Below are 15,352 nucleotides of genomic sequence, written 5' to 3'. Positions count from 1 at the left end.
TGTTATGCGTATACTAGTTGTTGAAGATGATCTTAGTTTGGCTGGGCAGATCCAGCAGTGCCTGCTTGATGCAGGTTATGCAGTTGATATGGCCCATGATGGAGAAGAGGGGCATTTCCTCGGAGATACCGAACCTTATGATGCCGTTATCCTTGATCTGGGCTTGCCAATTCTTGATGGTAAGAGCGTTCTGAAACGTTGGCGCGCTGAAGATAAGAAAATGCCTGTTCTTGTGCTGACAGCCCGTGATGGTTGGACTGATAAGGTCGAAGGTCTTGACGCGGGTGCCGATGATTATTTGACGAAGCCGTTTATTGTTGAAGAACTTCTTGCACGCTTGCGGGCCCTTATTCGTCGTTCAGCAGGACAAACTAATCCACAGTTAGAATGCGGCCCTGTACTTCTTGATACACGAAATGGTCGAGTAACGGTTGATGGTCGCCCGATCAAGCTAACAGCACAGGAATTTAAACTCCTTTCATATCTTATGCATCATGAAGGTAAGGTGATTTCCCGTACGGAGCTTACCGAGCATATTTATGATCAGGACTTTGATAGAGACAGCAACACTATTGAGGTGTTCGTAAACCGTATCAGGAAGAAACTGGATACCAGTATTATTCATACAGTACGTGGTCTTGGTTACCGTCTTGAATGGGATGAGGCTGCTTAGTGTTATCACGCTTAAAGCTCTTTCTAGTTACGATCCCGGGACGATTGTTCCTGTCGGCGGTGATATGGTCGATAGCGGCGCTTACAGTGGGTGGTTTTGCGCTGTCTTTTGTTTTTCGTACGTATGTACTGAATGACGTAGATAGAAAGCTTGAGTCGCTGATTGATACGATGGTGGGAATTAGTGAAATTTCACCTGAAGGAGTTTTAAGGTTTAATCGGCCACTGTTTGACCAGCGTTTTACCACCCCTTATTCTGGGCAGTATTGGCAGATTTCTGAACAAGGGCAGGAGCCATTCCGGGCGCGTTCGCTGTGGGACTTTGAACTACCCACGAATTTCGAGCATAACAGTTTTTCCCTCAAGTTTACTGAGGTGGTCGGCCCGGATGGTCAAGCGCTCAGGGTTGCTGAAAAAGATATTATTTTGCCTGAAGCTGACCGGATTTTCCATTATCAGGTAGCAACAGATACGGCCGAAATTACAGCTGCAATTAACCAGTTTAATTATCTGCTGTTTATTGCGCTTTCGATCATTATGTTCACAGTGTCCATGGCGCTTGTTCTTCAGGTACGTTATGGGCTGCGACCACTTCGGCAGCTTGGTAAAAACATTTCGGAAATTCGGGCGGGTAAAGAAACCCGCATCGAAGGAAGTTGGCCTCCTGATTTGCAGCCAGTAGCGCAGGAAACAAACGCCCTTCTTGACCAGAACGAACAGCTGGTTGACCGCGCCAGAACCCACGTTGGGAATTTAGCCCATGCATTAAAAACACCACTTTCTGTCGTTAAAAATGATGTGGAAGGCAAAGGCGATGAAGTATCGCAGCGTATCGCTAAGCAAGTACAGTTGATGCGTGAGCATATCGATCATCACCTAAAACGTGCACGTATCGCTGGTGGCGGATCGGGGGCAGGCCTTCCCATCAAAGAACGCCTTGAAAAGTTGATTAATGCCGTAAGTGTTATGACACGGGAAAAAGGTGTTCTTTACGATCTGGATTGCCCAGACGAGCTGCGTTTTGATGGTGAAAAAGAAGATTTTGATGAGATTATCGGTAACCTCATTGATAATGCAGGTAAATGGGCAACTGGCCGAGTGATGGTTTCAGTTGAACGTTTAGCGGACAGCCCTCGAAGGCCGTTTATGGAAATCCATGTTGAAGATGATGGTCCTGGCGTGCCTGATGAACAGATTGATACGCTATTTGAGCGAGGCAGGAGGCTTGATGAGCATGTGCCAGGAACTGGCTTAGGGCTCGCAATCGTGCGGGATATTGCGGAACTTTATGGCGGACAGGCACGGCTCGCCCACTCAGAGATGGGCGGCTTGCAGGCAACATTAAAACTACCTTGTAAATAACTATTCAGTTTTTGCTTTGAGGGCGCCGATGATCAGTAGCAACCATCCGGCCATAAAGCTTAAGCCACCAATTGGTGTAATCCAGTGAAAACTACCCAAGCTGCCAGGGCCCATTACCGCGCGCCAATATAGGCTGCCGGAAAAGAATAGAATACCGAGCATGAAACAGATAGTAGCTGCAGAAGCGGTTTTCTTTTGTTCCCATTGGCTTAGTAATATTGCACCGATCATTGCGAGCGCATGCCAAAAGTGGAAATTGGTTGCCTGATCAAAGAGTGATTGCCCTTTACCCTCAAACTTGATTGCATGGGAGCCAATAGCAGCAAGCGCTGTTGCGGTTATTCCGTTTAAGCCCGCTAAAGCTAATATATATTTGGTTTTCAAAGGGCTAACTCCCCGCCTGTTAGGCAGGGATAAACTCTGCCTTAATCATATCTGCACATTTCTCAGCGATCATAATGGTAGGTGCGTTGGTATTGCCACCAATTAATCTGGGCATAATTGACGCATCAACCACACGCAAGCCTTCCATACCGATTACCTTCAAGGTTTTAGGGTCAACAACGCTGTTTACATTATCCGTTGGGCCCATGGCGCATGTGCCAACCGGGTGGTAAATGGTCTCTGCCTTTTCACGAACAACAGTATCTGTGCCTTCGTCATCATCAACCTCTACGCCGTTCCAGGGCGCTTGCTCTTCAGTGATATAATGTGCGAGTGCAGGTTGGCGCATAAAGCGGCGAACAGTTTTCACGCCTTCTCTCATGACGCGTAAATCTTCTTCTGCCTCCAGATAATTGGGGTCTATCTTCGCTGGAGCGAGCGGATCATCAGATTTAAGGCTGATAGTGCCACGGCTGTGTGGACGAAGCTGGCAAACATGAATGCCCATACCGTGTTCGGTTGGCTGTTCAAACCCGTGCGGTTTTGAAGCCATGGCCAGCATGATGTGGAATTGGATGTCTGGGCGTTCGAGTGCTTTATCGGTTTTCAGGAATGCGCCAACAGGTGTTACGCAATCAGAAAGCACACCTGGTTTTTTCATAAACCATTTTGCCATCTCGAAAATAGCGCGATGAGGCGCTTTGTATTTGATGGCGGAAATCGGTTCATTGATTTTGGCATATACAGTCAGATCAAGATGATCCTGCATGTTTTTACCAACGCCCTTGAGTTCATGATGTACCGGTAAGCCAACGTCTTGAATATCGGCAGGATCACCGATACCTGAAAGTTGTAAGAGTTGAGGGCTGTTGATGGCACCACCTGAGCAGATTACCTCTCTGCCTGCCTTCCAGCTTTCGATCTTACCTTTACGGCTTACCTCAACACCAACGGCTTTTTTTTCTTCCAGAATAATTTTACGCGCTTGTGTGCCAGTAAGAACTGTGAGGTTAGGGCGGTTAAGAGCTTGGTGGATGTAAGCACGTGCTGCTGATTGTCTGCGGCCATCTCTGATAGTTTGGTCATACCATCCCACGCCTTCTTGCTGAGGGCCGTTAAAATCATCCGTATAGGGCAGCCCCATTTCCTCTGCTGCCTTCAGGAAAGCAAGATTCAACGGATTAGTGGAGGTATGTTGAGACGTGAGAAGAGGGCCTGAACTGCTGTGTAAATCATCATCAGCCCGGTCGCTACCTTCAGATTTTTTAAAGTAGGGTAGGACGTCATCAAAAGACCAGCCAGTACAGCCAAGTTGGGCCCATTCATCATAATCACGAGCATGGCCTCGCACATAAAGAAGCCCATTAATCGCTGATGATCCGCCCAGGACTTTACCGCGCGGCCAGTACATTTCTCGGTTATTCAATTTGGGCTGGGGCTCGGTGAAATAAGACCAGTTATATTTATTAGGTGGCACTACATCGATGATCATGGCAGGCATATCGATTTTCATCGTGTTATCACGCTCGCCTGCTTCAAGCAGTAATACACTGATATTCGGGTTTTCAGTAAGGCGTGAGGCCATCGCGCATCCCGCAGAACCTGCACCGATGACGATATAATCAAATGTCTTTTCACTCATATTATTTAATCGCTTTTAATTTTACTGGCAGGCCGTCTACTGGTTTCATAAGCGGCATTACTTGGAACTCAGTTGTATAATCATCAGCTAATACGATTTCATAGTTTGGCAACAGATGGGTCATAATCACTTTGGCCTGCATGTAGGCAAAATGGAGTCCAACGCACATATGAGCACCGCCGCCAAATGGTACCCAGGCGAATTTGTGCCGTTCTTTTACACCACCTTCTGGTGAAAAGCGCATTGGGTCAAACTTGTTAGGTTCAGGCCATATCGCAGGGTCTCTATGGGTGGCTGTCGGGCTTATGCCAATTGGTGTGCCGGCTGGGATTTTATGACCTTGCCATTCAACTTCTCGAACAGTTTCTCTGGGTATTCCTGGTACAGGAGGATTCATCCGTAATGCTTCCTTGAAGGCATATTCATTCAGAACAAGCTTGTTCATAAGTGCATAAGGCAAAGTACCGTCATTGATGCCTAGCTCAGAAATCTCGTTTCTCAATTTCTCTTGCCAGTCCGGGTTTTTACCCAACTGATAGACCATGGTGGTGACGCTGCTTGTGATGGTATCGTGTGCGGCCATCCATAAAAAAATCATATGATCGATGATTTCCTGATCAGTGAAGGTATTCCCGTTTTCGTCTTCGGCTTTACAGAGCTGTGTAAACAGGTCCGACGCGTCAGAGTTTCTACGAGAGGGAATAAGATCCTTCAGGAATTGGATCATATATTTCCGCCCTTGAACGCCTGCCCACATAGCTGTGCCTGGGATAGGTACACGGACCAATCCTATTGAGGCGGAAACCATATCGGTAAGTGCTTTATTGACTTTTCCTGTTTGCTTGCCAGGTTCCAACCCAAAGAAAACAGTGGTCGCCATATCAAGGGAAAGCTGTTTGATGGCAGGGTAGAAATGGAAGCTTTCTTTCTTTCCCCATTTGGCGATGCGCGCGGGCATATCTGCGTTTAGGCGTTCCAGATACCCTTTCATAGGGCCGGTTTTAAAAGCCGCTGCCATAATGTGCCTGTGGGCTTTGTGTTCATCAAAATCCAGCAGCATCAAACCGCGTGGAAACAGCCTTTCCAGAAAGCGCCCCCATCCTTTTTCACTGGAAAAGTTTTGCCCTTTATCCATCAAAACAAACTGGTTCGCGTCTGCGCCAAAGAAATTTACTGAACGTTTGAAGAATGTATTGGTGCGGTATGTATCGCCGAATCTTTCGCGCATGGTGTTCCCGAAACCTTCAGGGTCCCTGAGAAGCCAGAAGGTGTGGCCGAAAAATGGCATACCCTCATCGCCTGGAATATCTTCAAGGCGTGCAGTTTTTGTGGTGTCGTCTATATGAGCTGTCTGTGACATAGGCTCCCCCAGAACAGAAATTTTACCCTTCCAAGTGAAAAGAGTATCGCTGCAAATTGGGTGAGTCAATCTTATTGATTGTTTTATCAATAAGAGCCGTAACCGCCTCCACCAGGTGTATTGATTTCAATAATATCACCGGCTTCTAGTGCTGCACTATCGGATGCATTAAATGTCACTGTGGTGCCATCTCTACGGTGAACTATGGTGGAGCCAATTTCGCCGGGGTCACCTCCGTTTAAGCCGGGGGCTCCTTTAATGCGGTGGCTTGAAAGTATGGAAGCTTCCATTGGTTCCATAAATTCTATGATACGTCTGGCGCCGTTCCCTCCTGTGAATTTACCTTTGCCGCCGCTGTTTTCTCTTACTGAAAATTCAAGGAGCCTTACTGGATACCGCCATTCCAATACTTCGGGATCAGTTAAGCGGCTGTTGGTCATATGGCTTTGGATCGCTGCGGTGCCGCCAAAGCCTTGTCCTGCGCCTGTGCCGCCAGCAATCGTTTCATAATATTGATAGGTATCATTTCCAAAGGTGAAATTATTCATGGTGCCTTGAGAGGCTGCGACAGCATTTGTTGCAAGGAACAAGGCATTGGTGACTGCTTGGCTTGTCTCTACGTTACCTGCGACAACGGCGGCTGGGGAAATAGGGTTCAACATAGAGCCTTGTGGAACGATTAGTTTAATCGGCTTAAGGCATCCTGCATTTAGCGGAATATCGGCGCCAGTAAGTGTGCGGAAAACATAAAGTACTGCCGCTTTGGTAACGGCAAGAGGAGCGTTGAAATTGCCATCCAACTGTTTGCTGGTGCCAGTAAAGTCAACAATTGCAGAACGAGTGGATTTATCGGCAGTAATTGAAACGTTGATGGTGCCCCCGCAATCCATTGGGTAGCTGTAGTCGCCGTCTTTAAGGTCAGCGATCACACGCCTTACGGCTTCTTCTGCATTATTTTGAACGTGACCCATATAGTTATCAACTACATCTTCGCCAAAGTTTTTCACAAGGGCTATAACCTGCGACATGCCTTTGGTGTTGGCGGCAATCTGTGCTTTCAGGTCGGCAAGATTTTGTTCAATATTACGTGCTGGATAGGATCCAGATGCAAGTGCTTCTTTCGTAGTCGCTTCTTGAAAATCTCCTTCTTTCACGAGTTCGAAGTTTGTGAACCGAATACCTTCTTCCTGAATGGTTTGTGAGTTTGGTGGCATAGAACCGGGGCTGATACCGCCAATATCTGCATGGTGGCCACGAGACGCTACAAAGAATGATGGGTGTTTGCGCGCGTCATCTAGAAAAACAGGTGTAATAACTGTGATATCGGGCAGATGGGTGCCACCAGCATATGGATCATTCACCATGAAAACATCACCGGGTTTGATAGTGCCTGCACGGGCCCTTAGAATGGCGATTACACTTTCCCCCATACTGCCTAAGTGCACCGGCATATGAGGGGCATTCGCGATCAAGTTGCCAGTTTTATCAAATACGGCACAGGAGAAATCCAAGCGTTCTTTCACATTCACCGATTGAGCGGTTTTAGCAAGAACGCCACCCATTTCTTCGGCAACCGACATGAAGAGGTTGTTGAAAATTTCCAGAAGAATTGGATCTGGCGTATCGCTGACCTGATGTTGTTTTTTGCTTTCCCCTGTTTTAGTGAGTTTCAGGGTGTCATTTTCCTCAAGCGTAGCAGTCCAGTTCGGTTCAACAATAGTTGTACCACCATTTTCGAGAATGATTGCAGGCCCAGAAACAGGATGGTGCGGTTGAAGGCTTTCCTTGTGAAAAATACTCGTCTCACGTTCCTTTCCGCACATGTAAACCTGCCTCTCAGCGAGTGCAGTGGTGCAATTCCCTGAAGCACGAATATTGAGGGCAGATGTGCTTTCACCGCCAGATGCTTCAGCTTCAAGAGCTTGGGCGATAATAGCGCGGTCTTTATCAAGGAAACCAAATTGCTGCTTATGAGCGGTTTCAAATGCTGCTTGCATGTCACCATGGTTTCCAAAAGGAACGGCTAACGTGCTGTCGCTTCCTTCATATTTGGCATGAATGGTTAGCCTGTGGCTTTGGGTTTTCTTCGGAACGCCTTGGGCAGCCAGTTTATTTGATACGGCTTTAGTTAGTTCTTCTACAGCAGAATTAAGGGTGGCTTCTTTCGTCAGAAGGCATTCTAGCGCTCTTTCAGTGATCGTGGTTTGAGAAGCGAGCCCCATGCCTAGTGCTGAAAGCACGCCGGAGAAGGGTGGTATCACAACTGTATCAATTCCTAGCGCACTGGCAACTAGGCATGCGTGCTGCCCGCCGGCACCGCCGAAGGATAGAAGGGCATGGTTTTTGATATCGTGTCCGCGTTCCACTGATACCTTTTTGATTGCACGTGCCATATGTTCAACGGCAACTGCCAAGAAACCTTCTGCTACATTTTCAATCGTTAGTTCTTGGCCAGTTTCAGTTTTGATCTGCTTTGCGATTGCTTTTAGGCCAGAACGCGCGGCTGCAGTATCTAAAGGTTGTTTACCGTCTTTACCAAATACATTTGGAAATAAGTCTGGCTGAAGTTTGCCGATAGCAACGTTACAGTCTGTAACGGTAATAGGGCCACCTCTGCCATATGCTGCAGGACCAGGGTTAGCGCCAGCTGAAGCAGGGCCAACAAGGAAACGACCCTGAGAAAATTGGCAAATGGAGCCGCCGCCTGCGGCAACTGTGTGGATATCCATCATCGGAACTGTCATGCGGACGCCAGCAACAACTGTATCCAGAACACGCTCATACTCACCAGCATAATGGCTTACATCTGTTGATGTACCGCCCATATCAAAACCAAGCAGGTGCTTTTCATTGGCGCGTTCGCCGGATTTTGCTGCCCCGACGATGCCGCCTGCTGGGCCTGATAATACGGCGTCTTTTCCTTCAAAACTATCCGCAGCAGCCAGACCACCATTTGATTGCATGAAATAGAGTGGCGTATCACCAACAGCTTTTTTCACTTTGCTTACATAATGGCGGAGAATGGGGGACAGGTAAGCGTCAGCCACGGTAGTGTCACCGCGGGAAACTAGCTTCATCAGTTGGCTTACTTGGTGGCTTGTAGACACCTGAGTGAAACCCATATCGGATGCGATTTTTGCCGCCGCTTTTTCGTGACCGGGGAAGCGGTATCCATGCATGAAAACAATAGCAACGCTCCGCATACCTTTTGAATACGCAGCCTGTAGCGAGATGCGAACAGAGGTCTCGTCCAGCTCCGTGATGATTTCACCGTGCGCGTCAACTCTTTCCTCTGTTTCTACGACATGAGAATAAAGCGGCTGTGGGCGTGTAGGGTTTAGAGCGAATAAATCTGCCCGGTGTTGCTGGCCAATCAACAGGGCATCCTTAAAGCCTTTGGTGATCAAAAGCAGTGTGGGCTCGCCTTCGCGTTCGAGTAGTGCGTTGGTGGCAACAGTTGTGCCCATTTTAATGCAGGCAACCTGATCGGAAGGAAAAGGGTTTTTTTTGGGAACTTCCATAATTTCGCGCATGGCAAACACGGCAGCATCTTCGTAGCGTTCCGGATTTTCAGAAAGATATTTATGGCTTGTAAGCTGACCTTCAGGGTGGCGTGCTACCACATCCGTAAAAGTGCCGCCGCGATCCACCCAAAACTGCCATTGCTTCGCGTTCATATATTTTGTCCTCCAAGTTCCCTAGCTAAGAGTTAACAAACAATATAGAGTTGGAGAAGTTAGAAATTGCTGGCTGTTAAAGAGTTTATCTTATGCTGATCTAAAGGATATGTATGAGCCTTCTGAAGATAGAGATATATACTAAGCGTGAGAGAAATCAGGCAATTAGCGATCTGGTGGATGCTGTAAATAGTTCTGATGGATGGGTTTCTGGACACCAGCTTTTTTCCAATGTTGCAGCATCAATCGCATTTGAGATCCCTTACGAAGGCCTGACGAGTTTTCTATCTAAATTGGAAGAAGGTGATTTTACGCCTCATGTCGCTGAAGCGCCGTTACCGAAGAGCAAAGAGATAAAAGGCACGATTGCGATAACCTTCATTCATGAAGAACCTGATATGAAGCGGGATGTACCAGCTTTTGGTTAGACGTTATTCTAAATCCAGTTTTTCCTTGGCGCCGACAGATAGCTGCTTTGCAGCTAGATAATCGCCTTGAACTACCTCAATATCGTGAACCCGAACGATCATGCCTTGCAGCTCTGGTGATCGGTCCATAATTCTCTTTACGATACCCCAGTTTTCCATCATGAAACTGGCGCGTCCTTCCGCGAGTAGTTGAACCACACGGTCAACTTCAATGCCGCTTACTCTAAAGATATTTTCTTCTTTAAAGCCAAATTCCAGTAACATCTGGCAATTGCTAGTGTTGGTCTCGCACACCGCAAAATATTTACCGGAGGTAATCTCGGCTTTACTGAGTTGGTTTGGGTTGGCTCCAACGTGGCCGAGTAAATTGAAGCGGTGTTCATCAATTTTCTTAATCCAGATAAATTGATCTTCCCGAGGAGTGGTTCTGGTTAAGGGATAGATTAAGACATCTTCTGTGTTCTCAGTAAGGTTATAAGCCCGGCTCCAGAGCATGGTTTCAATATCCAGATCCAGCCCCTTTGATTTAAGGAAAGTTTTAACTGCATCAGTTCTTGGACCGGCTATGGGTTTCTGGGTTCTATCGGCCTCTATGGCTTCATAACCGCCAGAAACCACTCGGATAGCATGCGCGGCTTCCTGAGCATCCAGTCTACAAGACTGTAAGCTTAGGAAGGCGATAAGCACGATTTGAGAAATTGCTTTAAAATAACTGAGCAACATTTCTGATCCGATTAACCTGAGAATGATTCTGATAGTGCAGATTAATCGGATAGGCTTCAAGTTTTTTGTATAGGTAGTTTAATCCGAAATTATCTTATTCAGGTAAATGGCATACCGCTTCGATATTGTTGCCGTCTGGGTCAAACACGAAAGCGCCAAAATAGTGCTCGTGATACATGGGGCGAGGCCCAGGTGCACCGTTATCTTTGCCTCCAGCAGACAAAGCAGCTTCATAAAACGAGAATACGCTCGAGCGATTGTTGGCTGAAAAGGCGACATGACGGGGAGAGACAGGCTCCTTCACCTCTATAATCCAGTATGCAGGTTTACCTTCCGGTCCGAAAGCACACATACGGCGCCCGGGGAAATCCTGATCCCAATCAGCTTTCATTTCTGTTTGGATGCTATGACCAAGTGCCTTGAAAGCCGTTTCATAAAAAGCCTTGGTTTTCTCATAGTCAGTTGCATAGGTACTTAAATGATCAAACATAAAAACCCCCTTCAATCACTTTACGTTACGTAAATATGCATTAGTTTGTTTGAAGAGGAAGTTTAGGGGGCTGTACAGGCATATGTAAATAACCTGCATTCAGTTCAGCTGACGGAAAGTGTCAGTATTGGAAGTCTCTTATTGACATTAATGTTTATAATAGGCTTTATAAATTTAATGGAATCAATTAAAATGCTTTGCAGCGTTTCCGGGGAGTAAAACATGCAAAACAGAAATGCATCGCCAAGGGTTGCGATTATAGGTGCTGGTTTTTCTGGCATGTGTATGGCTATCAAGCTGAAAGAAGCTGGGTACACGAACATTAAAATGTTCGATAAAGCCGATGAAATTGGTGGTACATGGCGCGACAATACCTATCCCGGTGTAGCCTGTGATGTTCCTTCACACCTATACAGTTACAGCTTTGCCCCAAAAGCTGACTGGAGCAAAGTTTTCTCCCCAGGTGGTGAAATTCAAGAATATTGCCTTGGTGTTGCAAAAGAATATGGTCTTTATGATTATTTCGTGCCGGGGCATGAACTGGTCCATTCAGAATTCAAGGAAGGCGCGTGGCATCTGGAATTTAAAAACGGCAACAAAGAAACATTTGATTTTGTTGTTAGCTGTATTGGTGGCCTTCATATTCCCAATTATCCGGATATCCCGGGGCACGAGAAATTTGATGGGGTGAGCTACCATTCTGCTGCATGGAACCATGACCATGATCTGACAGGCAAAAATGTTGCTATTATCGGTACCGCAGCGAGTGCTTTGCAGATTATCCCGAAAATCGTAGATAAGGTGAAACATCTGGATGTTTACCAGCGCACACCAAACTGGGTGATGCCGCGGGAAGATATGGAATACCCTGAAGAGAAAAAAGAACAGTTTAAAAAATCTCCGCTCAGAGCAAAATTGCACCGCTTGTTTATTTATTCGCTTTTTGAAATGCGTTTCCCGATGTTCCGGGGCAATAAATGGATTGCGAATTATTCAAAGAAAATGGCAATGAAGCATCTGGAAGAGCAAGTACCAGACCCTGAATTACGTGCGAAACTAACGCCAGATTTCCCAGTGGGCTGTAAACGTATTCTTGCTTCCAATACTTTTTATCCAGCACTTCAGCGAGATAATGTGGAACTGATTACCGAAGGCGTGGCTAAGATAACACCTAAGGGCATTACCTCTACAGAAGGAAAAAGCCGCAAGGTGGATACCATTATTTATGCCACTGGTTTCAAGCCTTTCAGTTTGTTCGACAGTCAGGAAGTAATTGGGCGAGACGGTTTGAAGCTAAGTGAATATTTCAAGGATGGTATCCGTGCACACCGCACACTTACAATGCCGGGTTTTCCAAATTATTTCACCATGCTTGGGCCCAATAGTGGGCTAGGGCATAACAGTATTATTCTCATCATTGAGGCACAGGCCAAGTACATTGTGAAATGCCTTGATGAGCTGAAGAAGAAAAACTGCACAACGATTGAGCCAACAGAAGAAGCTGCAAAAGCTTTTGATGATAAATTGCTTGAAGACCTTAAAGGTACCGTGTGGCACGGCAGCTGTAAAAGCTGGTACAAAGATGAAGATGGCCGTATCTTCACACTTTGGCCGAGAGGGACTGTGAATTTCCGAAAGGAAATGAAGAAGGTGAAGCCAAGCGAATATAAGTTTGCAACATCCTAAGTAAAAGGCCGGTTTCCCCGGCCTTTTTTATTCCATCTCGGAAATGAGTTCATTATAGCGGTTTCTTACATCCGCTTGTAAGCCTGCGCAGAAGCGCTTGTTGCCGAAATCTGTTAGGAGTGCATCAAAGAGACCGCGACGCCTGCCTACCTCAAACATTAATACAGTGGTTGCCATGTCACCTACCAGTTCCATACGCGATTCCATAGTAATTTGCTGACTGATACCCTCTAGCTGTTTTGCGATGGTTGATTTTCCAGCCATAACAGCAATTTTGAATGTGACATCGGTAGCGATGTCATTTAGTGCCTGATTATCCATGGTTTCATCTTCGCAGATAAGATTATAGGCCATTACTTGCGAGGCATCTTCGATAAGCCTTATGATCTGATCTTCTCTATTCGCAAGGATATAAAGGTGATGCTCAGCTGCTAAGGACCGAACGAGCTGTGCTCGAGCTAGCATATGGTTGATGGATTTTTTGATTTGAGCTTGCTGATCTGGCTGTGAGGGTTGCGATGGAGCTTCTTGCGCACCGAGAGGGTTATTTAACGTGGTAAACGTAATTAGAGTTGCCAAAGCGCTGACAAAGATAAAGTTTTTCATTGCGATCCCATTTAATAATCTGTAGCGAGTTTGACGAATAATTAGAAAAAAATAAAGGCCTATGAATGCTGGAAGTTTTTGTTGATGCGGATGCCTGTCCTGTGAAGGAAGAGGTTTTAAAGGTTGCTTATAGGCATGATCTGGTTGTGCATTTGGTAAGCAACCAGTGGCTTAGGCTTCCTGTCGGTCCGAAAATCAACAAGGTGGTGGTCTCTGAAGGTTTTGATGCAGCGGATGATTGGATTGCAGAAAAGGCTGGTGACGGTGATATCTGCATAACAGGCGATATTCTACTGGCTTCTCGCTGTCTCGAAAAAGGCGCTACTGTTATCGGGCACGGTGGTAAACCTTTCACCGAGGATAATATCGGCATGGCAATTGCCATGAGAGAGCTGAAGTCTCAGCTCCGTGATATGGGGGAAGATAAAGGGTATAACGCTAGCTTTACTGGGAAAGACCGTTCCAGATTTCTAAGTGCCCTTGAAAGCTGGGCGCAAGAACAGCTGCGAAAACAACATTAAGCACTGATATCGATTTTCAGGCCTTTTCCCTGGCCAGCCGACCCACCTGGTGCTGGTTCAACACGCACTTTGCTCTCTGGCACGGTTTGAATATCTAGCTTGGGCTTTCTTTGCGGTGTTACATCAAGATTGATGGATGCGGGGCGTGCTTGGATTCCAGCATTTGAAGAAACAGTATTTACCATAATCTACTCTAAAAGCATGTGATTCTTGTTTTTTACTCTTTTGCCAAATGTTGGGTGCGCTGTATAGATTTGTATAAAAATTTAATTATTTTTAATGTGAGGGCGCAGAAATTAATACATTCACACAGTTTTAATCATTGGGGTTGTTAATTCATATTGATCTGCAAAAAAAATGAGATTAAAGGGCGCAATCTTTTTATTACTAGGTGAAAGCTTATGTCAGGTTTTGAAGTTGGTTGGGAAGAATGGTTAGCGTTACCGAATTTAGGTTTGCCGGCGCTTAAGGCGAAGGTTGATACAGGGGCAAGAACATCTTCACTCCATGCGTTTACAATTCAGCCATTTGGTAGCGATGAAAAGCCGAAGGTTCGCTTTGGTATTCATCCAATTCCAGATCGGCCAGATATTGAAGTTTATTGCTCTGCTGAACTTGTTGATCGACGTGAAGTGACATCTTCTAATGGTCAGGCAGAACTGCGATATGTAATTGAAACACCTATCAGGATTGGAGATAAAGAATTTCCAATTCAAATCACACTCGCGAACCGGGAAAACATGGCCTACCGCATGTTGTTGGGGCGCCAAGCATTAGAAGAGGGTGTAGCAGGTGGTGTTGTTGCCGTTAAGCCTGATATGTCATGTCTGCAAGGAGAGCTTTCATATGATCTCTATAAAGGGTTAAGAAAAGCGAAACCTATCAAGCGGCCTCTGCATATTGCAGTGTTAACTCGGGAACCAAACAATTATTCAAGCCAACGCGTGAAAGAGGAAGCGGAAGCCCGCGGGCATACTGTTGCCTTGGTCGATACAAGGCGTTGTTATCTTGATATCAAGAGCCATGCGCCAGAGGTGCACTATGACGGTGTGCCGCTACCAGCATTTGATGCAGTGGTCCCCAGGATTGGAGCTTCGCTTACATTTTACGGTATGGCAGTTGTCAGGCAGTTTGAGGCTATGGGGGCCTATTGTTTGAATAGTGCTGCAGCCATTGGTGCATCAAGAGATAAGCTTCAAGCACATCAACTTTTAGCGCGTCATAAAATTCCTATGCCAACAACAGCTTTTGCAAGTTCTCCAAAAGATACAGATAGTTTGATCGATTTGGTTGGCGGGTCACCACTGGTGGTGAAGCTTCTACAAAGTACACAAGGGCGTGGTGTTGTTCTTGCTGAAACAAAGAAGGCAGGGGAAGCGGTAATTAGTGCTTTTCAAGGCCTTGATGCCAATTTTCTGGTTCAGGAATTTGTGAAAGAAGCCGCGGGGCAGGACTTAAGATGTTTTGTTGTTGGTAAGCGGGTTGTAGCTAGCATGATCCGTAAAAGCGAAGACGGTGATTACCGCTCTAATCTGCACCGGGGAGGTAGCGCAAAATCGGTGAGAATCTCTAAAGCCGAACGGGAAATTGCTGTGAAAGCAGCTCGTGTGATGGGATTGGAAGTAGCAGGGGTCGATCTGTTGCGAACAAACTCTGGTCCAGCTGTTCTTGAGGTGAATAGTTCTCCTGGTCTGGAAGGGATAGAGAAAGCTTCCAAAAAGGATGTGGCAGCGAAAATTATTGATCATATTGAAGCGAATGTGCGGCCAATTGTAGGTTCACTTCGCACAAAAAAATAAAC

14 protein-coding genes are annotated in these 15,352 nt (G+C 46.2%); 6 read left to right on the top strand and 8 right to left on the bottom strand.

From position 1 onward, the window contains the following. Positions 1-4: 4 nt before the first annotated feature. Together MF542_RS04465 and MF542_RS17780 are read left to right on the top strand one after the other, a co-directional pair. A complete protein-coding gene (locus MF542_RS04465; RefSeq protein ID WP_247016385.1) occupies positions 5-673 on the top strand; it encodes a response regulator transcription factor in 669 nt (222 codons plus the stop codon). Continuing rightward, complete coding sequence (locus MF542_RS17780; RefSeq protein ID WP_247016384.1) at positions 673-2,034, top strand: ATP-binding protein; 1,362 nt, start codon at positions 673-675, stop codon at positions 2,032-2,034. Before MF542_RS04465 ends, MF542_RS17780 begins: the two co-directional genes overlap by 1 nt. Here MF542_RS17780 and MF542_RS04455 read toward each other — a convergent pair whose 3' ends face one another. The 4 genes from MF542_RS04455 to MF542_RS04440 all read right to left on the bottom strand — a co-directional run bounded on the left by MF542_RS04455 (position 2,035) and on the right by MF542_RS04440 (position 9,097). Then, the gene (locus MF542_RS04455) at positions 2,035-2,418 is read right to left on the bottom strand and encodes a DUF423 domain-containing protein (RefSeq protein ID WP_247016382.1); all 384 of its coding nucleotides are present in this window, start codon (positions 2,416-2,418) and stop codon (positions 2,035-2,037) included. A gap of 19 nt (positions 2,419-2,437) precedes the next feature. Beyond that, on the bottom strand, positions 2,438-4,060 hold the full coding sequence (locus MF542_RS04450) for a GMC family oxidoreductase (RefSeq protein ID WP_247016380.1): 1,623 nt from the start codon (positions 4,058-4,060) through the stop codon (positions 2,438-2,440). A 1-nt stretch (position 4,061) separates the two neighbouring features. Then, a complete protein-coding gene (locus tag MF542_RS04445) occupies positions 4,062-5,420 on the bottom strand; it encodes a cytochrome P450 (protein WP_247016379.1) in 1,359 nt (452 codons plus the stop codon). An 86-nt stretch (positions 5,421-5,506) separates the two neighbouring features. Further along, complete coding sequence (locus MF542_RS04440) at positions 5,507-9,097, bottom strand: hydantoinase B/oxoprolinase family protein (protein ID WP_247016377.1); 3,591 nt, start codon at positions 9,095-9,097, stop codon at positions 5,507-5,509. Between the two features lie 113 nt (positions 9,098-9,210). Here MF542_RS04440 and MF542_RS04435 point away from each other — a divergent pair, with 113 nt between their 5' ends. Further along, positions 9,211-9,525: a hypothetical protein gene (locus MF542_RS04435; RefSeq protein ID WP_247016375.1), complete on the top strand. Its 315-nt coding sequence runs from the start codon at positions 9,211-9,213 to the stop codon at positions 9,523-9,525. A 3-nt stretch (positions 9,526-9,528) separates the two neighbouring features. On the opposite strand, the gene MF542_RS04430 is transcribed toward MF542_RS04435, so the two are convergent. Next, a complete protein-coding gene (locus tag MF542_RS04430; protein ID WP_247016373.1) occupies positions 9,529-10,248 on the bottom strand; it encodes a hypothetical protein in 720 nt (239 codons plus the stop codon). A 94-nt stretch (positions 10,249-10,342) separates the two neighbouring features. After that, complete coding sequence (locus MF542_RS04425) at positions 10,343-10,738, bottom strand: VOC family protein (RefSeq protein WP_247016371.1); 396 nt, start codon at positions 10,736-10,738, stop codon at positions 10,343-10,345. A 222-nt stretch (positions 10,739-10,960) separates the two neighbouring features. On the opposite strand from MF542_RS04425, the gene MF542_RS04420 reads away from it, so the two are divergent. Next, positions 10,961-12,424, top strand: coding sequence for a flavin-containing monooxygenase (locus MF542_RS04420; RefSeq protein ID WP_247016369.1), 1,464 nt, complete (start codon positions 10,961-10,963; stop codon positions 12,422-12,424). Positions 12,425-12,451: 27 nt separating this feature from the next. On the opposite strand, the gene MF542_RS04415 is transcribed toward MF542_RS04420, so the two are convergent. Further along, entirely contained in the window at positions 12,452-13,030 is a 579-nt protein-coding gene (locus tag MF542_RS04415; RefSeq protein WP_247016368.1) for a hypothetical protein, read from the bottom strand. A gap of 65 nt (positions 13,031-13,095) precedes the next feature. Here MF542_RS04415 and MF542_RS04410 point away from each other — a divergent pair, with 65 nt between their 5' ends. Further along, positions 13,096-13,551: a YaiI/YqxD family protein gene (locus tag MF542_RS04410; RefSeq protein WP_247016366.1), complete on the top strand. Its 456-nt coding sequence runs from the start codon at positions 13,096-13,098 to the stop codon at positions 13,549-13,551. Here the strand turns inward: MF542_RS04410 and MF542_RS04405 are convergent. Then, positions 13,548-13,736, bottom strand: coding sequence for a hypothetical protein (locus MF542_RS04405; protein ID WP_247016364.1), 189 nt, complete (start codon positions 13,734-13,736; stop codon positions 13,548-13,550). The genes MF542_RS04410 and MF542_RS04405 overlap by 4 nt on opposite strands. A gap of 216 nt (positions 13,737-13,952) precedes the next feature. Between MF542_RS04405 and rimK the strand changes: the two genes are divergently transcribed. Next, positions 13,953-15,350, top strand: a complete 1,398-nt coding sequence (gene rimK / locus MF542_RS04400) for a 30S ribosomal protein S6--L-glutamate ligase (protein WP_247016362.1) — start codon at positions 13,953-13,955, stop codon at positions 15,348-15,350. Positions 15,351-15,352 lie beyond the last annotated feature (2 nt).

The organism is Kordiimonas laminariae, from assembly GCF_023008165.1.
GTDB lineage: Bacteria > Pseudomonadota > Alphaproteobacteria > Sphingomonadales > Kordiimonadaceae > Kordiimonas > Kordiimonas laminariae.
Note: the sequence above shows the minus strand (reverse complement) of the source record. Positions and strands in the feature narration are given on the sequence as shown.